The organism is Sedimentitalea todarodis (assembly GCF_032595355.1).
GTDB classification, from domain to species: Bacteria; Pseudomonadota; Alphaproteobacteria; order Rhodobacterales; family Rhodobacteraceae; genus Sedimentitalea; species Sedimentitalea todarodis.
This window is the reverse complement of record NZ_JASMWN010000014.1, coordinates 120524-141648: the sequence shown is the minus strand read 5'-3', so window position 1 is coordinate 141648 and position 21125 is coordinate 120524. Positions and strand designations below refer to the sequence as shown.

Annotated in this window: 18 protein-coding genes; 10 read left to right on the top strand and 8 right to left on the bottom strand. The window is 54.1% G+C overall.

Going from position 1 to position 21125, the window contains the following annotated elements; all coding sequences use genetic code 11:
- Window positions 1-345: 345 nt before the first annotated feature.
- Window positions 346-1350 (top strand): hypothetical protein, encoded by a 1005-nt coding sequence (locus QO231_RS16825; RefSeq protein WP_316778984.1) that lies wholly within the window; start codon window positions 346-348, stop codon window positions 1348-1350.
- Window positions 1350-1661: a transcriptional regulator gene (locus QO231_RS26160; protein WP_394356611.1), complete on the top strand. Its 312-nt coding sequence runs from the start codon at window positions 1350-1352 to the stop codon at window positions 1659-1661. Before QO231_RS16825 ends, QO231_RS26160 begins: the two co-directional genes overlap by 1 nt.
- Window positions 1662-1918: 257 nt before the next feature.
- Here QO231_RS26160 and QO231_RS16820 read toward each other — a convergent pair whose 3' ends face one another.
- From QO231_RS16820 to QO231_RS16810, 3 genes are all read right to left on the bottom strand, one after another.
- Window positions 1919-2458 carry a hypothetical protein gene (locus tag QO231_RS16820; protein WP_316778981.1) on the bottom strand — a complete coding sequence of 180 codons (540 nt, stop codon included), beginning with the start codon at window positions 2456-2458 and terminating at the stop codon, window positions 1919-1921.
- Window positions 2459-2727: 269 nt separating this feature from the next.
- Window positions 2728-3198: a hypothetical protein gene (locus tag QO231_RS16815; protein ID WP_316778978.1), complete on the bottom strand. Its 471-nt coding sequence runs from the start codon at window positions 3196-3198 to the stop codon at window positions 2728-2730.
- Window positions 3199-3574: 376 nt separating this feature from the next.
- Window positions 3575-4312, bottom strand: a complete 738-nt coding sequence (locus QO231_RS16810) for a helix-turn-helix domain-containing protein (protein ID WP_316778975.1) — start codon at window positions 4310-4312, stop codon at window positions 3575-3577.
- A 119-nt stretch (window positions 4313-4431) separates the two neighbouring features.
- On the opposite strand from QO231_RS16810, the gene QO231_RS16805 reads away from it, so the two are divergent.
- The 3 genes from QO231_RS16805 to QO231_RS16795 all read left to right on the top strand — a co-directional run bounded on the left by QO231_RS16805 (window position 4432) and on the right by QO231_RS16795 (window position 8111).
- Window positions 4432-5274, top strand: a complete 843-nt coding sequence (locus tag QO231_RS16805) for an SMP-30/gluconolactonase/LRE family protein (RefSeq protein ID WP_316778973.1) — start codon at window positions 4432-4434, stop codon at window positions 5272-5274.
- Window positions 5275-5331: 57 nt separating this feature from the next.
- Window positions 5332-6165, top strand: a complete 834-nt coding sequence (locus QO231_RS16800; RefSeq protein ID WP_316778970.1) for a lactonase family protein — start codon at window positions 5332-5334, stop codon at window positions 6163-6165.
- 122 nt (window positions 6166-6287) lie between these two features.
- The gene (locus tag QO231_RS16795) at window positions 6288-8111 is read left to right on the top strand and encodes a PAS domain S-box protein (protein ID WP_316778967.1); all 1824 of its coding nucleotides are present in this window, start codon (window positions 6288-6290) and stop codon (window positions 8109-8111) included.
- 48 nt (window positions 8112-8159) lie between these two features.
- Here the strand turns inward: QO231_RS16795 and QO231_RS16790 are convergent, their stop codons facing one another.
- Complete coding sequence (locus QO231_RS16790) at window positions 8160-9137, bottom strand: response regulator (RefSeq protein ID WP_316778963.1); 978 nt, start codon at window positions 9135-9137, stop codon at window positions 8160-8162.
- Window positions 9138-10520: 1383 nt separating this feature from the next.
- Here QO231_RS16790 and QO231_RS16785 point away from each other — a divergent pair.
- The 4 genes from QO231_RS16785 to QO231_RS16770 all read left to right on the top strand — a co-directional run bounded on the left by QO231_RS16785 (window position 10521) and on the right by QO231_RS16770 (window position 15919).
- Window positions 10521-11753 (top strand): hypothetical protein, encoded by a 1233-nt coding sequence (locus QO231_RS16785; RefSeq protein WP_316778960.1) that lies wholly within the window; start codon window positions 10521-10523, stop codon window positions 11751-11753.
- Between the two features lie 526 nt (window positions 11754-12279).
- On the top strand, window positions 12280-13242 hold the full coding sequence (locus QO231_RS16780; protein ID WP_316778956.1) for a hypothetical protein: 963 nt from the start codon (window positions 12280-12282) through the stop codon (window positions 13240-13242).
- A 222-nt stretch (window positions 13243-13464) separates the two neighbouring features.
- Complete coding sequence (locus QO231_RS16775) at window positions 13465-14319, top strand: alpha/beta fold hydrolase (protein ID WP_316778953.1); 855 nt, start codon at window positions 13465-13467, stop codon at window positions 14317-14319.
- A gap of 133 nt (window positions 14320-14452) precedes the next feature.
- The gene (locus QO231_RS16770) at window positions 14453-15919 is read left to right on the top strand and encodes a hypothetical protein (RefSeq protein ID WP_316778950.1); all 1467 of its coding nucleotides are present in this window, start codon (window positions 14453-14455) and stop codon (window positions 15917-15919) included.
- 109 nt (window positions 15920-16028) lie between these two features.
- On the opposite strand, the gene rpsU is transcribed toward QO231_RS16770, so the two are convergent.
- From rpsU to QO231_RS16750, 4 genes are all read right to left on the bottom strand, one after another.
- Window positions 16029-16229 (bottom strand): 30S ribosomal protein S21, encoded by a 201-nt coding sequence (gene rpsU / locus QO231_RS16765; protein ID WP_114869331.1) that lies wholly within the window; start codon window positions 16227-16229, stop codon window positions 16029-16031.
- A gap of 1605 nt (window positions 16230-17834) precedes the next feature.
- Entirely contained in the window at window positions 17835-18194 is a 360-nt protein-coding gene (locus QO231_RS16760; protein WP_316778940.1) for a type II toxin-antitoxin system RelE/ParE family toxin, read from the bottom strand.
- On the bottom strand, window positions 18178-18447 hold the full coding sequence (locus QO231_RS16755) for a ribbon-helix-helix domain-containing protein (RefSeq protein ID WP_316778936.1): 270 nt from the start codon (window positions 18445-18447) through the stop codon (window positions 18178-18180). The genes QO231_RS16760 and QO231_RS16755 overlap by 17 nt, the downstream gene beginning before the upstream one ends.
- Window positions 18448-18756: 309 nt before the next feature.
- Complete coding sequence (locus tag QO231_RS16750) at window positions 18757-19422, bottom strand: DnaA N-terminal domain-containing protein (protein WP_316778932.1); 666 nt, start codon at window positions 19420-19422, stop codon at window positions 18757-18759.
- A gap of 397 nt (window positions 19423-19819) precedes the next feature.
- Here QO231_RS16750 and QO231_RS16745 point away from each other — a divergent pair, with 397 nt between their 5' ends.
- Window positions 19820-21124 (top strand): AAA family ATPase, encoded by a 1305-nt coding sequence (locus QO231_RS16745; protein ID WP_316778928.1) that lies wholly within the window; start codon window positions 19820-19822, stop codon window positions 21122-21124.
- The last annotated feature ends 1 nt before the right edge of the window (window position 21125 follow it).

Below are 21125 nucleotides of genomic sequence, written 5' to 3'. Positions count from 1 at the left end.
TCCCTGCCGAAACAGTCGCCGAGGCCGCTGCCGATCTGCAACTGACGGTAGCCTGGGTGTTGGGGCCTCGTCGCAGTTACAACCGGCCCTGAGCCGACGTACATTGGTTGACGCGTCGCGGCAGCGCAGCATCACCAGACCGGCCATCGATGCATCGCGCAGCATTTCCGAGAGACGAGTGACGGCAGGGCGGGACTTCGGTGCCGCTTGCGCATTGAATTCCCACGTCCGCCTTTTTTTGCAGGTTTTATTTGTACCACTGGACGCTGCGGAATAGCCGGAAAGTTTACTCTGTATTGCAGAGTTAATCTGCTTTACAGAGTAATAAGTATCTGTGAGGGCAGAATGAAAATATTGAACATCACAAACGGCGATGGCGCTGCGAATATCATCAAGCAAAGTGCTGTTCCCGGCGACGTTCTGCCGTGGCGCGACCCAATGCATCATGGGCCGTTTCCAGCAAAGTTGAGCCTTTCCGAACTGAGTGTTCTGCGTGCACGCTATCTTGTCGGACCTGATGCAGACCCAACCGGCGCTGAAAGAGATTTTCAACTGAGAGATCGACACTTGAATGCATCAAGCAGCTACGACAGCATAGTTCTATGGTTCGAACACGATCTTCTTGACCAACTTCAAATTCTGCAAATCCTCGATTGGTTCTCAGATACCAAGCTTAAAGATACGACGCTGGACATGATCTGCATTGACAGTTTTCCCGGCGAACCAAATTTCAGGGGCATAGGGCAGCTTAACGCCGAGCAAATGGCGTCGCTCTTGAAAGTGCGACGACCGGTAACGAAAAAGATGCTGGACTTGGCAGCTTCTGGCTGGGCTGCATTCCGATCAAGCGATCCACATGATCTTTTGGCATTCCTTGGTGGCGAATTGAGTGAACTGCCCTTTTTGGCGGCGGCGCTACGTCGCCATCTTGAAGAGTTCCCGGACGTGGCAACCGGATTGAACCGGACAGAAACCCAATTACTTCGCCTTGTCGGCGAAGGCGTTCACAACCCCGAACACCTATTCTTGCGGAATATGGATATGGAAACAGCTCTCTTTGTTGGCGATTGGCCGACGTACAGGGCAATAGACGCCCTTTGCAACGGCGGGCTAGTCACCTGTGATCCAACCCCATTCAGCTTTCCGTCGTTATCAGAGAATGAGCGCCATGCTTTCAACGCTCAGCGCCTGAGCTTAACAGAAACTGGACGTAGAGTTTTAGATTGTGAGCAAGACGCGTTCAGTCTCATGCGGCGCGACGGCTGGCTGGGTGGCGTCGAACTGTTGGCGTCGGGTACGACTTGGACGTGGGACAAGGCAGCTGAGCAACTCTTGCGTCGCGAAATCTGATGCAGCGGGTTCCGTCTGTTCCCTATCCGATTTTCCACCAGCCAGTGAGAACACGACTAGGACTGTTGCTCTATGTTGGTGAGCCAAGCTTTTCTCAGTTGAAAGCCTCTCTTTCAATCACCGATGGCAATCTGGATGCACATCTAAAAAAGTTTGGCGCCGCCGGATACTTGCATAGCCGAATGAGGCTCGAAGGAAGGCCGCATACAGTCTATTGCCTCTCAGAAAGTGGCGCAGCTGCGTTCCGTGAATACATCGATTTCCTTAGCGTAATTTGTGAAGCTGCAGTAGCCCCGTCAGCCGATAATTGACTAATGCCGACAATCGTGCACCCTGCAGCATCAGTTGGTTTCGGGCTCTCTGCCGACCTCGGATGCCGCGCAGCATCGGCCTCGTTCGGCACCTGAGCATAGGTAAGATCGGCCCTTTGCGGGCATCTGCCACCAACCCTGATGCTGCGTCGCGACCCGTAGTTCCGGACATTCGACGCAGTCGCAAATCCTGTGGACAAATTTGGATCGTGCTGAGTGGACACTGTTGATGCCGCACGGGCTGGACCGGATAGGAACTATGCTTGCGAAGACCTGAGGTCTTCAAGGTAGCCACCAAGTTCGTCGCCATAGCCCCAGCCGGTATTGGCAACGCGGTGATATTCTTTCTCCAGCCGATCCAGCCAGGTTGCCGTCAGTTCCGGGTCGGCTTGCACGGACAATTTCTTCACGATCGAGCCAAACATGGACCCCATGCTGTTGTAGAAAGGTTCATCCATATCACCGAACTCCAGCGTGACGTCATTGCCGCATTTGACGTAGTAGAACATTAGCTCCAGCGTTTCGCCGAGCTGTCCCCTAGCCTTGTTGTAATCGGATATGGCACGTCGGGCGTCGCGGTATTTGATGGGTGCGTCCCACCGGCTTGGATTGATGGCTGCCTTGATCCGCTTCTTGTAGGGTGAAAGGTCGGTGCCCCCATCCGAAACTAGGAATCTTGCATGCAGGAAATCCCGGTTCTTCGCGTCGGCGCGATACAGGTCTTGGACGAGGCCCATGAGTTGTACCCTGGAAAATCCCGACAACGCCCCCTTTATCGCGGTCCAGTTCTTTGTCACAATTCGAGCCCCTTCCAGTTTCTCCACGGCCTCTTTTCTATCGACAACGTAAGGAAGGTGAAACTTCAAGCCAGTGTGCCGGGGACGGCCCAGAGCGGACTCTGGCCAGCGGCCAGTCCTGCTGCGGTGCAGCCCGGCTTTGCCGCCGTTCGCCGCATCCGCGAAATCGGGTGCCGGGCGAATTCACGCAGTGCGGACCTTCCAGACCTTCGTTGCAAGTGCGCAAATGTAGGGTTCGGTGAACCGTTCAGCAAACGGTTGTTTTTGCCTCAGAAAAGGTCAATGCAACCGGCTACTTCGTAGCGACTTGTCATTTCCGCCGTGCGTAGGCGATACCAGTCGGCGAGTCGTTCGAAGCGGTCATCGAGGGACTCGCCACTGGTCGGCGGGGCACCGTGCAGTAGCTCGAAGTGATCTTGCTCTGTCGTCACAACAGACCCTAAAAAATAGCCGATGCCTGCCTCGGCCGACCCTCCTACAGGGTGGGGCTTAATGTATCCGGGAAAGCCGGAATCTTTTTCGACCAGTGGCGCTCCAAGCCTCAATGCCTCGGCCATGTGCGCGTCGCGCAACCGATCGGCATCAGCGTTCGCGCGAGATGCGCCCTCTATGCGTGCCAACGGAAATCGGCTGAGTTCGGCGTAGGCAGCACATTCAATGTGCTGTATCGTCCTCGTTCCATCGGCGAACGCGGCGGTGGCGATACATAAAGCAATCGTTGTCGTCGTAGTTCGACTCACTTTGTTTCCTTCTGCTTGTCAAACGCCATTCCCAGATAAGGATTACTGCTCTCGAAGAAATCTTCAATGTGCTCCGCGCAACAAATCATGTTTTCTGATACTGCGGCATCAATGTCGTGAAAGGGCTCTCTGCCGACCTCGGATGCGGCGCAGCATCGGCCTCGCTCGGCACCGAGCATCGGTAAGGTCGGCCCATACCGGCCCTTGACCACGCCCAGCCTCCGCTGCGATGCGGCCCGTCATTTCAGACTTTCGCTGCGAGTGCACAAACAAGGACGCGGCGACCTCACACAACGCGGACGATGCGCCATTTCGCCTCGAATGCGCCAATGACTGCTGTCGTACAGACGACATATGAGAACCGGTTACATCTGACCTACTGGACCTCAATTGTTAGCAGGCTGGAGAATTGGACGTGGGACCAGGCCAAACTGAGCTTATGGCTTTTGAGCTCAGATGCGGGCAGTGTCAGCTGATCCTGACGCGCCATCTCGGACAACTCACGGTTCAGCTTGCGCAACTCCGTCATCATATGGCGGGCCGTATCGTCCGATATCCGGCGCGACTGGGTCAAAAAGGCGGCAGCCTCTGTGTCCGGAGTCAGAAAAACCTGACGGACAAAGTCGAGGTTGATCTTCATCAGGGCACGATGCAACGGCCCGTCGCGTCTGAACTGGATCGGGTGCTCCAAAAGCATGCGGATGCGTCCGGTCGCCTGCACTTCAGCAAGCCCAAGCCGTTCAAGTTTCTGACCCATCCTGAGCGTATCGCCCGAATCCAGCTTGAACTGTCGCGCGATTTCTTCGACAGGCATGCCATCGTGTAGCAGAATGAAGAAGTTGAACAGCGACGGATCACCGGCCAGTTGCGCTTCGATACGGTCCCCCAGCCCAACCGGCGTGACTGTCGTACGTTTGGCCTGTGCCACCACGTCTCCCAGCGACAGCTCCAGAGCATCGCAGATTTCGACGATCCTGCTTAGCTTGTCGTCTCGCGCGGCAAACACGCGTTTGATCGTCGGCTCGGAGGTTCCGAGCCTGCGCGCAAGCTCCGCGTAGGTGATCTTGCGCGCACGCAGCACCGTCTTGAGTGTTTCGAAAATTCTGGCTTGCACGGAGGCCTCTCTGATGCTGATTTCCACCTTTCGGTATCGCAAACTGATACCAGAAAGTTAGATGTGTTCCATTTAGATCATTATCAGTACCTCAAGCTAGGTCAAATGAGGATTTGGATATGATCAAGGAAACGATGTTGGCAGGACTGGCTCTGGTCCTGAACGGAAGCGCCGTACTGGCGGATGAAAACTGGACTGCGGATGGTTTCGACATGCCGGAGTCGGCAGTTTTCGACATCGATCGAAACCGGATCATTCTCAGCACCATCATAGGCAATCCGGGCGCTGCCGATGGGCAGGGTAGCCTTGTGCTTCTGACTCCGGACGGTGACGTGATCGACGCCAATTGGGCCGCGGGGCTGGACGCACCGAAAGGAATGACAATCGTAGGCGACGTGCTGCTGGTCGCAGACCTGACCAGACTGCACGAAATCGACCTTGCTACAGGAGAAATCCGTCGGTCGCTTGCCATGCCGGAAGCCGTCTTTCTCAATGACGTCACTTCCGATGGAGAAGTCGCCTATGTGAGCGATCTGATGACGGACAGCCTGTGGCGCTACGCCGATGGAGAGTTGGCACTCTGGCTCAGTGACTCGCAGCTTGCCCACCCCAATGGCGTTTTCCTCGATGGAGGACGGCTACTCGTCGGGTCATGGGGCTCCGGCTTGCGCGATGATTTCACAACAGAAACTCCCGGGTCTCTTCTGTCCATCTCATTGGAGACAAGGGAGATCAGCGTTGTCGCTCCAGGCATCGGCAATATCGACGGTATCACCCGGGTCGACGACGCAATCATCGTGAGCGATTGGGTGACGGGCGGGTTGTTTGAGATCGGGAGTGACGGCGAGGCACACCAGACGGCCCAGTTTGCGCCGGGACTTGCCGATATTTCGTCTGACGGAAGTACTCTTTACCTGCCGATGATGCTCGATGGCAGGTTGATTTCTCAGGACTATCCCTGATCGGGTTCTGGCACCCAAGGGGCCAGCGCCAATAATTAAAAATCAGGAAAGTCTGTTATGAACGATACATATGCGCGCGGTCGCGAATTGGCTGAAGCCCTCAACCCCGGAATGGAGCAGGCCCTTGAAGAACGGTACGGGGCCTTGCTGCCAGGTATACATACTCTCAAACGCACCACCGCAGCCCTCGCCCTTCTGGCATTCCCATCGGTCGGCGTCGCGCAGGACACGCCTTTCGCAAACTCCGATCTGATAGCACTCTCTGACGGCGCCATGGTCGCCACGGGCTATATCGACGGCTTGCTTGGGCCTCGCGAGCCAGACCTTCTCAGCGTTCTGAGCCGCACCGAAGACGGCACGTGGGCCCGGAGCGACGTCAACGTGTCCAACTCTGTCGCGACTTGGCCGAATGTGCTCGCCGTGACTAATGACGGCCAAACCGCCATCTCGACCGAGCCCTTCGCCCAGCCAGCAGAAGATGCGCGAGAGTTCAGCGAGATCGAGCAAGGCAACACGCTGACAGTCGTAGACCTGTCCGACCGTGCCAATCCGACCGTGCGACAGACGGTCGAAGCCGCGGGTCCGCCGACCGCCATCGATATCCATCCGTCCGGTGAAGTAATCGCGGTGACCTATGCGGCCTTGGGTCAGATCGCTCTCTATCCGCTTGATGACGGACAGCTCGGTAAACCGACCGTGCAAGATCTCGGAATCGAAGACGTGGACAATACCTTCGTGCCGGAGATTAGGTGGCACCCGTCCGGCGCATTCGCGGCCGTAACGCTCGGCGGGGCGGCCAAGATCGCCTTCTTCCGATATGCAGATGGTGTGCTTGAGCCATGTGATCCCACCGCTCGCATAACAATGTGCTTACAGGAGACTTGCACGTAGAGGTTAATCCACGGTTTGGCACGCCGAGCAAACCGGGCGATATGGACATGGGCGGTTTTACAGGATGGAAAGCATCGCAGGGCATGTGTCGCTTCCCGACGTCAATCCAATAGCGTTGTAGTATGGGTGTTTTTATGGGCTTATCTGAGCAAGTCGTGGAAGCGGTTGGGGCTGCACTGATCGGAGTTGATCCGCGCGGCCATATTGTCTTCTCAAATTCGGCCGCTACCCAGATCTTTGGCTATTCATCCCTCGATCTTGTGGAGCTTCATATTTCTGATTTGCTCCCTGCCTGGGGCTCGAAAATGCAGGGGGATCAGCTGTTGCCCCCAGCCGGCGAAGCGGTACTCAGCAAGGTTGATGGCCGCCACAGGAGTGGCAGTTCCCTGGCTTTGCAAGTGCAATTTTTGCCTTGGGCTACGAAAGCCGACGGGTTGAACTACACTTTGGTGATGCGTGACATCGCCGCTGACTTTGAGGTGAAACGGATCACGCAAGCGGATGAACGGCGTATGGCCCATGCCGTTCAGGGGGCAAAAATCGGCGTTTTTGAGGTGGATGTGGTCAATCAAACATCACAAGTTTCCGGTGCTTGGTGCGAGCTGATGGAAATCCCGCCCAACGAGGAAATCGATCCGCACAGGGAGTGGCTCAATCGTCTCCACCCTGACGATCTGCCCCTTGTCAACAAAGCCTATTTGGACTGCATCACCGGGCGATCCGACCGAACAATCGTTGACTACAGAATGCGGGAAAGAAACGGAACGGGCTGGCGCTGGCTGCGGTCAGACGCCGTCGCGGGCAGCCGAGACGAAAACGGTATGGTGGCGCGTCTCTTCGGTGTGCAAACCGACATCACCGACACCAAGATCGCCGAGAAGGACTTGCGAAAGAGCGAACACCAATTCCGTATGGCCATGGAGTATGCACCAATCGGCAAGGCACTGGTCGCACCAGACGGCCGCTGGCTCAAGGCGAACCCCGCGTTGTGCTTGTTTTTGGGGTACTCAGAGCAGGAATTGATGGCAGTCGACTTTCAGACCATTACCCACCCCGACGATCTCGAAAAGGATTTGGATCACGTCAGACGTTTGTTGTCCGGTGAGGGTCAAACCTATGCCATGGAAAAGCGCTATCTGCGGCGGGACGGCCAGGTTGTCTGGGGCCATCTGAACGTTGCCTTGGTCCGCGATGCAGAAGATGCCCCTCTTCATTTCATCTCGCAAATCGTCGACATCACAGATCGGCAGAGGCTCGACCGCATGCGGCGCAATTTCATCGCGACTGTAAGCCACGAGCTGCGCACACCTGTCACCGCGATTGCCGCCGCACTGGATCTGATCGACCCGGTGTCGTTTCACGCACTCTCGGGCAAGCTCCAGAAACTGATTTCAATTTCGCGCCAGAACAGCGGACGCCTTCGCCTGCTCTTGGATGACATCCTTGATGTCGAAAAACTGTCCTCGGACAAGATGCCAATCAACCCGGTGAGCAGCAACTTAATTGACATCATCGAACAATCGATTCAGGCCACTCAGCACTTTGCCGACCAATATCATGTGACAGTCACGCTTGACGCAACGGATAAAAGTTACCTGTGCAAGATCGATCCAGATCGGTTGCAGCAGGTTCTGATCAATCTACTGTCAAATGCCGCAAAATTCTCGCACGAAGGCGGGCAAGTTAAGGTCAGTGTGGCATCCCAGGACGATCAAATTCGCATCGCCATCGCAGACCACGGCATCGGCATACCTACAGCGTTTCACAAGACAATATTTGAACCCTTTTCGCAAGTTGCCCCGTCCGACACCCGCAAACGCATGGGGACAGGACTTGGCCTCAACATTTCAAAACAACTGATCGAACGGATGGGCGGCGAAATCGGATTTACCAGTTCAATGACTGAAGGTACGGAATTCTGGGTGATACTGCCTGCCATTGTTTGATCAGTTTTTTTTGCGCCGGGCGGCGCTGCATTGAAACGGCTCAAAGCTCTAGATGCGAACGTGCTTGATGTTCACCAGATTTGGTTTGCTGTTCTTTTCGCCAGCGCGGATCATGGCACGTTTGACAGCCAGCGTTTCCAGATCTTCAAGTTGCGAAACGTTGCTCAGCAACGGCTGCACAGCGGCCCCAATCGCTACTTCGATATCGAGAGGGTTGCCGTCATCGTAGGTCAGATTCTTGTCGTCAAGGATATCCTGAATTGCATCTTCAAGCTGTGCGGTGGTGTACAACTCTGCAGCATTGGAACTGCAAATGAAATTGCCGTTCCCTATATAGCACATGACCACGGCTCCGGATTGGTACGAAACGCTGATTCCGTCGGCCACATGTCGCAGGGCATAGTCAAATTCCGAAGCAGTGCATCTTTCAAAAATGCCGAGAGCATCCTGCATATGTATCGCGAAGAAGCGCGACGACTGATACCCTGCGCGCGAAAGTTGATTGAGGTAATTTTCGAACGCTTGGATCGAGACGAGGCCCTTCACACCACCGAGATCGAAGCGTTCATTAAAGTCGGGTTTTGAGTTAGCATCCGTATCTTCGTTTGACTTGCTTGCCTGAGCCGCCAGGTCCCGAACCTTCTTCTGTTCTTTGACGAGCAGTTTCGCCATTCCTAGCCGCGCACTCACTTCCGAGAAATCAAAGGGTTTTGTGATATAATCAGTGGCGCCAGCCATGAATGCATCGTCGATGAACACTTTCTCCTGCATCGCTGTAAGCATTATGATCGGCGTCTGTGAATAACCAGGTAGCTTGCGGATATCCCCGCAGAGTTCGATACCGCTTCTGCCCGGCATCTGAATGTCCAGAAGAAAGCACTCAAACGGCTCAGACTGTTCCGAGATTACGCTTAGTGCGTTCTCGGCCGAATTGGCGACCGTCACATCCGTCATTCCGGCCTCTGCCAAGATCATCGGAATTAGTTCCAGCAAGGATGGGTCGTCATCGACCGCCAATATCTTCAATTTTGTACACCTCTGGACTTGCGGATTTCTCTACTCTGAATACGGGGCGTATCGTTTTCAACTCTCGAATGCCAAGGTAGGTTACATTTAGTCGCCGCCACGGCACCGCGTTTGCAAGATTATTGCGAGATAATGAGTAAAATATAGGCGTTTTCAAAGGGAAGAATTTTTGCCATCCATTCGAGCAGCGGATGGGCGTTGTTGCAAAAGCAGGCCGCATGAGGCCAGAAAACAAAACCCGGATTCTTCCAAAGGCTGGAGGAAAGATGGGTCTCAGGTCAGGCCCAGTACGCACGAAGGGGGACAAAAACGGCAACCTGCAGCTCAATATATCGAAAAAAACCGTTCTGATGGCACAATATATCGAAAACGGGAATGTGGGAGCCGCGTCGGGCTTCACAATTTGAGAAGGATTGTCGCTGAATAACTTACGATGAGCGCAGTTTTCTGTTATTCTTTGACCATATTAACTGCCCAATTTAAGGCCTCATTTTGAACAAGCATCTCGTCATCGTCGTGCACGGTATCGGAGAACAAGTCGCGGGTGACACCGTCGATGAACTATGTGCGGCCGCGACAACTGCACACGACAAACGCGATAATGAGGAACACGGGGAAATCTCCTCTTCCAAAATCTCGCTCGCGGAAGCTGACCACCGGAAAGCCAGCCGCAATCTGAAGCTCTTTCCCTGCCACATCCGCCGAGTGAAATCAAAACACACGGTCGCCAATCAACAAGCTGATGAAACTGTATTTGCCGAGGTCTATTGGGCCGATCTCTCGCCTGCGCCAAAGGGACCGATCTGGACGTTTGTCGATCTGTTGAGAATGATCCTCGGTCTCGGATATCTTGCGCTCGACAATGTACATGACAATCCCGCAAAGGCGGGAAGAATAGGTAAGCTATCCGTACATGCCTTTACGTGGCTGTTTTATGTTTTGATTGCTCCGCTGAACGCGCTCTTGTTGATCGGCGCTGGCTTCCTTCTCATTGACATCGCCGCACCAATCGGATCGGCAGGCGCAATGACCCCGCGCAGTCTGCTGCTCCTGATGGGTATCTTCACCTTTCTGACCGGAGCGGTAATGCAAACAGGTGTGTTTTGCGGGACATATCTCCTGCGACTGTTCTGGAGGGGTCTCGGACTTCTCGGGCTGTTGACGATCATCGCAGCACTGGCATCGAGTTTTTCGTTTGTGACCAACATTTGCGGTGTCGCGCCGAGCGACGGTGGTGAGCTATTCTATGTCTCATGCTATATATCCAACACTGTACGGGCTCTGGGAGCGGTCTGGGTACTGACGATCGCGCTTTCCTTCCTGATGATTGTTGGGGTTCTGATCGGGTTCGTGCGGCGCTTTACCAATTGGCTGATTGGCAAGATGCTGAAGAGCAACCCGGTAGCAACTGACGCAGAACCGAAAAGAGACAGTGTCGCCCACGCGAACCTGCGTCAGTTGATCTATCCGGGGGTCAGTGCGGCGATGCTTGTGCTGTGGATGATTTTCAGTTCGGCCTTCTGGGTTGGCTTGCAAAAACTGGTCGAACAGTCCTCAGCAACAGTCAAAGAAATTCAGGCTGCGGCCGTCGGTGCAGATGAAACGCCAAGACCGTTTCTTCTCGCGAAGATTTTTGATGATCACCTCGAGCAGGCGCTTGGTACACTGGGCTTTGCCGCAGTGGCGCTCGTGGTGATACTTGGGATGATTGGTTTGGTGGTTATCTTCCGTCGAGTACTACGGAGTTCGACCAATCCTTTTCTGAGAAAGCTGTTTGTTGATCGACTGATCCTGAACCTGCTTCTAGACATAGCGTTCATCGCCTCGAGCCTGCTCCTGATGACGGGTATCCTGATCCTGTTGTTTGGCGGTGCAGGTGATCGCGACCAATGCGATCTTGGCTCCTATCTTTGCAATGCGGCTATCGCATGGACAAAGATTCTGGACGCCTATTACGGCACCATTCTCATGTGCATACTGGGGGTGGCTGCCCTGATCTACTACTTCAGCGAGTTTGTCGGATCTGCACTTGGCATCGCGCGCGATATCATCGCCTATTCAATCCGCGACCGGTGCAATTTCACCGATAAATTGAAAGACAACTATCCCCAACGCGCCCGGATTGAGGCCCGTTTCTCGCGGGTTGTCAACTATATGCTGGACACTGAAAACCCGGATGATCTGACGATCTTTGCACATTCACAGGGCACTGTGGTTGCGACCCGCAATCTGCGCAAAGACCGGGCCAAGAAGACAGGACTGATGTCCAAAATCAATGATATTTCCGGCGAGAAATGTCTCATCACAATGGGATCACCGGTCACTCATATTTACCTTCAGTATTTTTACGCCAGCTTCGGGATCACCCGCCCCGACATCCTGCCGAATTTTGAGTGGTACAACATCTATCGCGAAGATGACTTCGTCGGCACGACAATCGACTTTCTGCACGATCCCAACTTGCCCACCCAAAACAGCGACAATCCCGAAACGGACGTAGATAACCGTCCTGTAGGCTTTGGCGGCCATTCCGGCTACTTCACAGACTATTTGGTCTGGGAAGAACTGTTTGGCGACAACCTATTCCGTCTCTTTAGAACCCAGAAATCGCCCTGATCGCAAGCGGCGCGTTGAACGGTGCAGCAAGTTAAATATACAATAAAATCAGGACATTATTTTAGATGATATTTGATTTTAGAACCATGAAAGACCGGGAGGTGTCATCCTGAACGATGATGTGAAATTTGTGCCGACACCGCCACGACTGACGTCCGCCGGTCGGAAAGACTTGATAAGCGATGGGGTAGACGCCCCCCTGCGGCATCGCTAGGCTTCAACATGAAGGAAGAGTGCCGATCAAGATCAGGGTTGGTTCGGACCTAATAAAATCCGCGTTTCGGCGTGGTCGGCGACGAAACATCATTTCGAAGCCGTTTGGCGCAAATGCGCTAGCAGCGTTGTCTTATCAGCCACCTTCTTTCGTTAAAGCTGACCAGTCGGTTGCTCAATGACCTCTAGCAAACCATACGATCTAGATCGGATTCTCAACCAGTGCCTTGGCGCAACGCCTAGGCTTTCCCTTGAGGTAGGACCCGGGGCCGGGAGAGCTCTACGTCTCGCGATCCTCTTTTTTGCAGCCTTTGTGCTTCTGCCTCTTGGCATCGGCTTAGTCAGCAACGACAAACCCAACCTAACTCTGATCAGCCTCTCCGCATGGGGTACAGCCTATCTCTTCTTTGCTGCATGGACGGCCAAAAACGCTTCGTTCAGAGTGGCACAGGATTTTGCCGCCCTTTGGCCGTATATCGAGACGACGGATTGGATAGAGCAAGCCATTGAGGAAATCGAACGCGAGTTTCGCGGACCCCGAACCGAATTTATTGCGGTTGCAGCCGTCCTCATCGGTCTGGTCCTTACAGTGTCGGCACTTGCAGTCGATTTAGGATATCTTGGCCTCCATTGGGGTTGGGCACATCCGCAAGGAGCGTTTTCACTTGGTATTCTCGGACTTACACTTGAAAGGCCTGATATCCTCTACTGGGAATGGGTCATCTTTGGTTCCGGTTACGCGGTCCTCTATTATGTTTCTGCGCGCACGACATTTGTAGCCACGTTTCTGATTTCCATAACCAAGCGCCTGGAGCCAAAGAACCTTCATGCACACTATGATCCCTGGCAAGCTCCAACTGTGTGTTACTGTCTCGATATGTCTAGAACGATCTTGTTGTTCTGGGCCGGAATTTCCCTCTCCGTCGCCACCCTCCCACTGATCTTTGGTACGCTCGAGCATTTCCTTCAGATTGTAGTCAGCACGGCGATGTTTTTCTCTCTGATCATCGGCACGACGGTCTTCATTCTCAGCGAACAGCAGATCCGTCGCGCAGCTCGCATTGCAGTAATCGAAAAGCTCGAAACTCTCAGCAGAGACCTCTCCTGCCTTAGAAGGGCGGATGCCGCTTCGGAAAACAAATATGAGATGCTGAAAGACCAATTCACGCGCCTTTCCGGAGCGAAAGCGAGCACGAGCTATGTGATTGTTATCTTGAGCTTAACCCTACCTCTATTGGGAACACTGATGAAAATCATCGTCGATTGGGCAACCTGATAAGAGTTCTCGGCGAAAGGTGGTCGCTTGGAGCGCATGCGCCGGCCTTGTCCGTCGTCACACAGAACAGGACATCAGAAACGATCGGGATTTGCACGGGAATCGAACGTCAGGAACTAGGCGGCCTACCCCGATACGGACCCACACGACTTTGCCACCGTTCAAAATTCACCAGTTTCACTGTATACTTGTTCAATGCTCAGTCTGGAAAACCCATCGTCTGTGATCATCAATCAGACCAGCATCGCCTTTCATGAAGCCGGCGATGGCTTGCCTGTGGTGCTCGTGCATGGTGGCGTTTCGGACTTGCGAACATGGGGTGCTCAGTTTGAGCCGCTCGCGGAACACTACCGCACAATTGCCTACAGCCGACGCTATCATTGTCCCAACCCGCCGATTTCGTCTGATACGCCAGACCCGATCCAGACCCATGTTGATGACCTTGCAGAGTTGATCGAGACGCTCGGTGCCAGCCCGGCGCATGTCGTGGGGCATTCCTGGGGCGGGTTGATTGCACTGCTTCTCGCACTGCAGCGGCCTCAAATCTTGCGCAGTCTCGTGCTGATTGAGCCACCGGTTGTTTCAATGCATGTTACGGTTCCGCCGACGATCGGTCAGATGACCAGGCTGCTTATCCGTTCCCCCAAACTGGCCGTTGCAATTGCAAAACTAGGCGGTGGAGCCCTCATGCCAGCGGAAAAGGCCTTTCGCAAAGGTGACGACAAATCCGCCGTTGAATACTTTGGCCGGGGCGTCCTGGGCAAGCACAGGTTCGCGTCTCTTTCCGCCGAACGGTATGAGCAGGTGTGGGAGAACCGCGGGCCAGAGCGTGCGCTGGCACTCTACGCGGGGTTTCCGGATCTCAGGACGGCGGATTTCTCGCAGATTTCCATTCCGGTACTGCTCATAACAGGTTCCGAAAGCCCTTCAATCTTTCTACTACTGATCGACGAGCTGTCGCAAAGGCTCCCTAACGCACGAAGACAGGTCATACTTGGGGCGTCTCACATTGTTCATGAGGACGCACCGCAGGCGTTGAACGACGCGGTGCTAAGCTTTCTGGAGGATGTCGGTTAGGGTTCGAAGCGAATACGGAAAGCTCCGAAACGAAAAAGGGAACTGATCGAACAGACCCAGCATTCCGGAGTTACTTGACCATAGGCTTCCACGCCGGATTCAACCTCAAATCGATCAAAATAGGAAATGGTGGATGAAAGCTCTTCGCACAATTCGCATCTTCTGCGCCGGTTTGACCCTCGTGAGTGCAACAGCTGTGCTGCCGGATCCCGGACTTGCAACCGCCCTTGATGCATGCGGGCCGCACCGGGCGACCATACATGATTTGGCGGATCGGATCATTTCCGAAAAGGCCCGGGCAGAGGGATTTTCAGGTCACAGTTTCGGGGCCGCCGCAGCTTATCTGTCGCTTCGGTATAGTGACGCCGATCTTGACCCAGGCATGAGCCTGTTGGCCCGGGTCAAGGGCGGTACACGGCGCCCGCCTCGCGGGTTGGAACAAGTGCAATTGGCCTTTGCGATTTCCAAATTGGGTGTGGAGCAAGGGATTATCGCAGTCGGTCGAAGCACGGTCGATGCCTTCGCCGATTACTCCCCAGCAATAATTCGGCAAATCCTGTTGGCTGACGCCGGAGAGAGCTTTTTCCGTCTGCTCGCCGAAGTGCGGGCGGACTCCACGCTCGCAGAGAACTTTGAGGCGCGGTATTATGACGGTCTCGGCGTACATGGTTGGGTTCTGGATCAATCCGACGATTTCAAGCTGCGTCTCGCCCGAAATGCCGAAGCGGCCAAAGAGCTGGCACTTGCCGCAATGGTTCTGGGATCACGGCGTGAACTCGCGGAATACCACGTGCTGCTGGAGCGACACCGTGATACCGATCTTGCGGAAGTGGCCGGACCGAAATGGCTCAACGCCCATCTTGCGACAATGGTTTACCAGACTACGCCCGTTCCAGTCCCCGGCGACAGTGCAGACGACAGCAAACGAAGGGCTGACCAATTCGACATCATGCGCGCTGCGTTTCGAATGGGCGGATTGGGCTGGTTGGGACTCCTCTACAATCAGACGGGTGCCGAGGCCGCGATTGCACGGGCATCGCGTGATTTTCTGGCAGAGATCGACGCGGGGCGGCTTGATCCTCAATCCGATCTTGAGCCAGCCTGGGCCTATCTTTATGGGCGTTTAGCGCAGGAGCTCGGGGCCGGAATACTGAACCGGTCGATGTCTGGATTCTCTCTGCCCCGCAGCGTCCGCCACTATGCCGATGATGCGCAGACGACCTTGAACTGGGTGAACGCGCGGCAGGCACTCATCCCGTATATGACAGGCACAGAGGACGCTCTGCCACCGCGCCCCGCTCTTCTGACACCAGAGTTCGACTGGAAGGCATGGACCACACTGGCCGCCGCGCTACGCACAGAACCTGATAGCGCATCAGATGACACAAACGTCGAACCAAGGATCGCCGCGGAACTGTTGCTGGCGAAAGGCAATGTGGCGCAGGCGCTGGATGTGGCCCGTAGTATCACCCCCAACACGGACCGGCTGTGGTTCTATCGTGATGTCATGATCCGGTTGGATAGGCACTGCGACGGATACACGACCTACTCAGGTGCGGAATTGGTGATGGGTGGGGCCATCCTGTTCGGATTTGATTGAGTCGGAGCATTAAGTTTGTTCAGCTAGGGATCAGAAATCAAAGCAATACCGAAGCCTTCAACTGGCGGCCGAAGCTTCGAAATGCGCAAACCAAACAGTATGTTTCAAATCACCCTTCGCGTTCCAGCTTTTTACGTGCCAGCTTGCGGGCGCGGCGGATAGCTTCAGCTTTCTGGCGCGCGTTTTTCTCGGACGGTTTCTCAAAATGTTGCTTGAGCTTCATTTCACGGAATACGCCTTCGCGCTGTAGTTTTTTCTTGAGCACTCGGAGGGCTTGATCGACGTTGTTGTCGCGAACACTGACCTGCATGTGGACGATACCAAATTCTTAAGAAAAGTCTGGAGCACATTGCAGAAAACCTGCTCGATTTCAAGTGATATTTCCTTGTAGTGGCTGGGGTAAGCCAACTTACTCCAACTGGGTCATGGACTTTGGACGCTGCAGTTTGCCTTGAGACGCTTTACCACCGAGTTTCACATCCCGCTGACGGTATGGTGAAGGCAAAGAGTTCTTCGTAATCGAGTGACCGTGTCCACAAATTATTTTGTCAAATACCGGGCGCACGCAAGGTTTCCCTTGCTCCCAGTTTTCACGATCAACGCCGTATCCTGTCGTGGCCCCCACGGCACCGCCCTACCCGGCCCAGTACGCACGAACGCCCATTTTTCGGCAAGATTTTGTAACGCATTGAAAAAGCGTTGTTTTGTGCGATTTATCAATCATCCATTACGGAACAGACATACGGAATTTGTAAGCGCTTGAAGTCAAAAACATCTTTTTCCGTTCCGTATATCTTAAGTTTCGAAACACTTCAGGCCAACAAATAGCAAAAACGACCTGTCTTTATGTTCATTTGGAAATCTTGCCGTTTTCAACCCCCTTCGTGCGTACTGGGCCTTTTTGGTGAAAGGCCAACAGTCGTTTAAGACCGGAATTAGCGTCTCCACCCTAGCGGTTGCAGTCAGTCAGGTCGCGGGTTTCTCTAAACTATTTCCGCGGCCAAATCAGACGGAAAGTTCCCCGATGTGAAGTTGCAGCCTTTCTTCGCAGTAGCAACCGCCTCACGACGAATGTCCACCTCCCATTCAAGCGGTGTTCCAGTCATCGAGTCTGCGATCAGGTCCGCTAGCCTGAGCAGTTGCAGGGACACATAGCCAGCACTTTCATGCCAAGTCTCGTGTTGTTCCCAAAACCTTGCCACCACTGCAATCATCAAGTTTTGCCCCCTCTCCTACGGGCGTGTCCACCATATGGTGTCGCCACAGATGTCGCCCCGGTAGAAATGCGTCAGCGCGCCCTTCTCGTCCGATATGAACTACTCGCGGAATGGTTCGTCGGCAGGCGTGACCGTCCCTGCGGCGTCCAGGTTTTTCTGGTCGCGTTCATGTTCATGGAGAATGCCGCCCGCGACGTGAGCGACGCGCTGGATGGAGTGCCTCCGCGGCAGTCCCTCGCCCCAGCCACTGGTCAACCTGGCAAGCGCGCGGCAATCAGAGTGATCCTTTGCCATGCGGCGCCAGTCACACTTTGATCTGGACTGATGGATCGGTTCTCTTGCCCGCGACGCATGTCGCTAAGATGTCCTGGATTTGGGGCGAATCTCGCACCGAGACACTTGCGTGTCCATCAAGGCGTCAGTCCAATCCCGCCATCGGGGTCGGCGTCAGTTGTGCGGCGCGGCGCTCTCAGCCTGAAGTTAGGCCTAGCTGGTGCTGGACGGCGCATGATTGGCCGATACTTAAACCGCGGCCAGCTCTGCACCGCGACGTAAACAAGCCCCATTTCCGCGAAAATAGCGCATTTGCACCTGTGAAGCGCGATACTAGACTCACTGTCGGCACCCACCTCACAGCAGGCTTGGACGATCCTACTGAACCCTAGTCACCGCGAACTTTCCAACCGGAGCATCGTCACTTACAATTGATCCGAGGCGATCCTGGCCAGGATGTGGCGAATATGATCTTGCCCCCCGAAGAAAACCCCAAGGACACGGAGGGTTTCGTTCGTCTCATCAATCGTAAAATAGAACACGGCCCGGCTTTTGGTCACATGCCGAAGCCCTTCCATGATCCGGGGCTCCAAAGTACCTTGAAACGGTACCTCACCAAGACTCTCTAAGTCATCTTCGATCCCGAAGAGCCTCGTAGCTGCACGGTCCAACGCGACATCCAATGTGTCGCCAAGGTCTTGGTAGGCGTCGAGCAAATGGTCGAAAATCAGTTCAAGATCCTCGTCACACTGCAGGCTGCGAACAATACTATACCCCGAAGGCACTGCGCTTCTTTTCGATCATTGCCTCAGTACGGCGGCGACCTTCTTCGGCAGAGATGAACGGTCCCTTTGCGCGGTTTTCGAGAAACGCTCGCAATGCATCCAGTTCGACCTCTTCTCGTTCAGCTTCCGAGCGCACGAGTTCCAGCCCACGCTGAACAACCGCGCTCAAGCTCGAATAGTGACCGTTCGCCACAGCTCGGCGCGCAAAATCATCTTGCTGTTCCGTGATGGATACCGACGCTTTGACAGACATGATTCACCTTTGATTTGCCAATACTACCCAGTAGTAACGTGTGGGCCCATCTGAAATCAAGTCCGATGGCCGCTTCGATACGGTCCCGGCTTCCCTTATCAGTGTAGACGGCAGCCGATTATGCTAGCAGAGTTGGCACAGCATAGTTCGGATACAGTACGAAGCAGGGGCCGAACGGCAAAGCCTGACTAGGCTGGATCAAGGACGCGCCGGAGAGTTTTGGTGAAGTAAAGATTATGCAGAACCGATCTTGCCATGAACAGGTCCTATTGCTGTTCGAATACCTAGGCACATTGGCTGCAACGAAGCTCAGCCATTTGCTATTATGACTATCTTCCTGCCGAAGCCCACTTCTGTTTTGACAGCTTCAGCCAATGCCTCGCTGAAATGTGTTTCGAGATAGCGAACCACAAACCCGCTGCGCGCGGCCAATGTGTACTGTCCATCCTCGTCTGAGACAAAGCGCAGTGGTGCAAACCAGTTTCGATGCTCATCGGGAAAAAGTGATCTCAAACGTTCAGACACGACAGTCCAAGAGGAGCCGTCTGCCATAGGTCCTACAGGTTCTACGTTTTGGGGGCCTTTAGTAAAATCGACCTTAACGACCGAAGTGGGTGTCACAGGGTAGATCGCCGCCATCCTTTGGGCATAGTCTGAGCCTACTGCGGCCCAGAGTTCCCGGGACATATCAAAAACTTTGAGAATGTTCAGCCTATAGGCGCCTACCCTTCCTCGTACACCCTTGCGTACGCAAATCAGCAAACGATCATTCATCCAACGCTTTATCTCCCGTTTAACGGTTCGTTCGGTTACGTTCCACATCCGTGCCATCTCTGGCTGCCCGACACAGAAATGATCCCGTTTCCAATCGTATCGTGCTGTGATCAGCGCACAGAGCCTTGCCATAGACGTCTGCTGCACAGACGAGCCGTGTAGGCCTGAAACACTTAATGCTGTTAGTATATCGTATTTCATGGACCCTGCTCCGGGTCCTGTTAGCCGCTTTGGTTCCATGTTGTTCTCACTGTCTCGCCTCATAACTGCGACCATTTTTGGCCGATTCTCGTTGAGGAAGATAAGGGCATGAAATCCCGCTTTCTGTCAATGGCCGGCGAAAAGCGGGAATTACTTAAAAATAGATTTGATAAGGTATCTAAGGTATAGGGTGACACCCAGGAAGTCACCTCGTTGAGCCCTTGCTGTCACCAAATATTGGTTAGGAGGTGGCGAGGTGTCACCAAATATTGAAGGGTTTTCTTGTCTTTTGCTTCGCGAACACAGATTACAGGATAGGAATTCGAAAAGTTTGCTTTTGCCAAACTAGCAATATCCCGTTAATGAAGAAATACATGCAAATAGCAAGAGCAGCAACATGAGAGATCATTCAGACCTGCAGGACATGAATGCCCGCAGCCTCGCACAACAGGCATCTGTGCGTCGGGCGACATTTGACCCTGGTGTAGTAAAATCATTGCGGCCGTTCTCCATCTGGGAAATCAGTCAGTTCATGTTTGACATTCCCCCGGATACTTTGCGCAAGAAGCTCGCGGAGGACCCGACCTTGCCGCAGGGTGAAACCCAGGACGATGGTCGCCAACGGTGGTTCTCGCTCAAAGAAATTAATGAGTTGCGTCGTAGGTTGCGTTTCCGTGGTAAGTCCTTGCTTCCGCGTCGACCAACGGGGAGAGCGCTGCGCGTCGCAGTATCAAACTTCAAGGGCGGTGTGGGCAAAACAGTTGTGGCGCAACATCTGGCAAACGCTGCCGCATTGGACGGCTACCGTGTATTGTGCATCGACTTTGATCCCCAAGCCACTCTTACTCATTCCATGGGGTTGGTGGAGGTGAAGGAAGGCAACACGGTCTGGGGCATCATGTGCCGCGACCTGTGCCGAGAAGCTGACCGGATCATGAACAGTTACGACCTGCCTGAGGAGTGCCCCTACCCTGCCGCTGATGAACTGCCAGAAGACGTGCAAAGCATTGGCGCCCAGCGAACACAAGACTTCATACAGCAAACCTGCTGGCCCACTATTGACATCATACCAAGCTGCGCCAACGCGGCCTTTGTTGAATTCGCCAGCGCGCAATACCGAGCCTTGCATAAAGCATGGTCTTTCTTTGGCTGTGTCACCCGGTATCTGGATGAGCTTCCGGAGGACCAGTATGACATTATCATTTTCGATTGCCCTCCGGCCATCGGTTACCAGTCACTAAACGCTGCATTTGCAGCAGACATTCTCTACATACCGTCAGGGCCTGGCTATTGGGAATACGATTCCACAACCAGCTATCTTGGCCAACTGGGAGATGCGATGGAGGACATCTCAGACGGGTTTGGTAAATTGGCGTCGGATGCAGGGATAACCCTCCCTAAGCGGTTTTTGGACATCCGCATCCTTATGACTCGATTTGAGACAAACAACCCGTTGCACAGTGCTATGATGGATGCGTTCCGGAATGTGTTCGGAGCTGACGTTTGCCAAAATCCGATTGAGATGACGCGCGCAGTTGAGCAATCTGGCCGCTTCCAGATGTCTGTGTACGAGCAGGACTACCGTCAAATGACGCGCGAAACGTGGAAACGCGCACGACAAAGTTTTGACCGGTCTTACGAGGAATTCAAGGTGACTATGCTGAGTGCTTGGGAGCGCGCCACAGATTTAGGAGAGATGTGAA

Bases quoted from the DNA above. Each gene is read 5' to 3' on its own strand.
- QO231_RS16825 (WP_316778984.1), top strand. From the start codon at position 346: ATGAAAATATTGAACATCACAAACGGCGATGGCGCTGCGAATATCATC.
- QO231_RS26160 (WP_394356611.1), top strand. From the start codon at position 1,350: ATGCAGCGGGTTCCGTCTGTTCCCTATCCGATTTTCCACCAGCCAGTG.
- QO231_RS16805 (WP_316778973.1), top strand. From the start codon at position 4,432: ATGATCAAGGAAACGATGTTGGCAGGACTGGCTCTGGTCCTGAACGGA.
- QO231_RS16800 (WP_316778970.1), top strand. From the start codon at position 5,332: ATGAACGATACATATGCGCGCGGTCGCGAATTGGCTGAAGCCCTCAAC.
- QO231_RS16795 (WP_316778967.1), top strand. From the start codon at position 6,288: ATGGGTGTTTTTATGGGCTTATCTGAGCAAGTCGTGGAAGCGGTTGGG.
- QO231_RS16785 (WP_316778960.1), top strand. From the start codon at position 10,521: ATGCTGAAGAGCAACCCGGTAGCAACTGACGCAGAACCGAAAAGAGAC.
- QO231_RS16770 (WP_316778950.1), top strand. From the start codon at position 14,453: ATGAAAGCTCTTCGCACAATTCGCATCTTCTGCGCCGGTTTGACCCTC.
- rpsU (WP_114869331.1), bottom strand. From the start codon at position 16,229: ATGCAGGTCAGTGTTCGCGACAACAACGTCGATCAAGCCCTCCGAGTG.
- QO231_RS16755 (WP_316778936.1), bottom strand. From the start codon at position 18,447: ATGTCTGTCAAAGCGTCGGTATCCATCACGGAACAGCAAGATGATTTT.
- QO231_RS16750 (WP_316778932.1), bottom strand. From the start codon at position 19,422: ATGAAATACGATATACTAACAGCATTAAGTGTTTCAGGCCTACACGGC.
- QO231_RS16745 (WP_316778928.1), top strand. From the start codon at position 19,820: ATGAGAGATCATTCAGACCTGCAGGACATGAATGCCCGCAGCCTCGCA.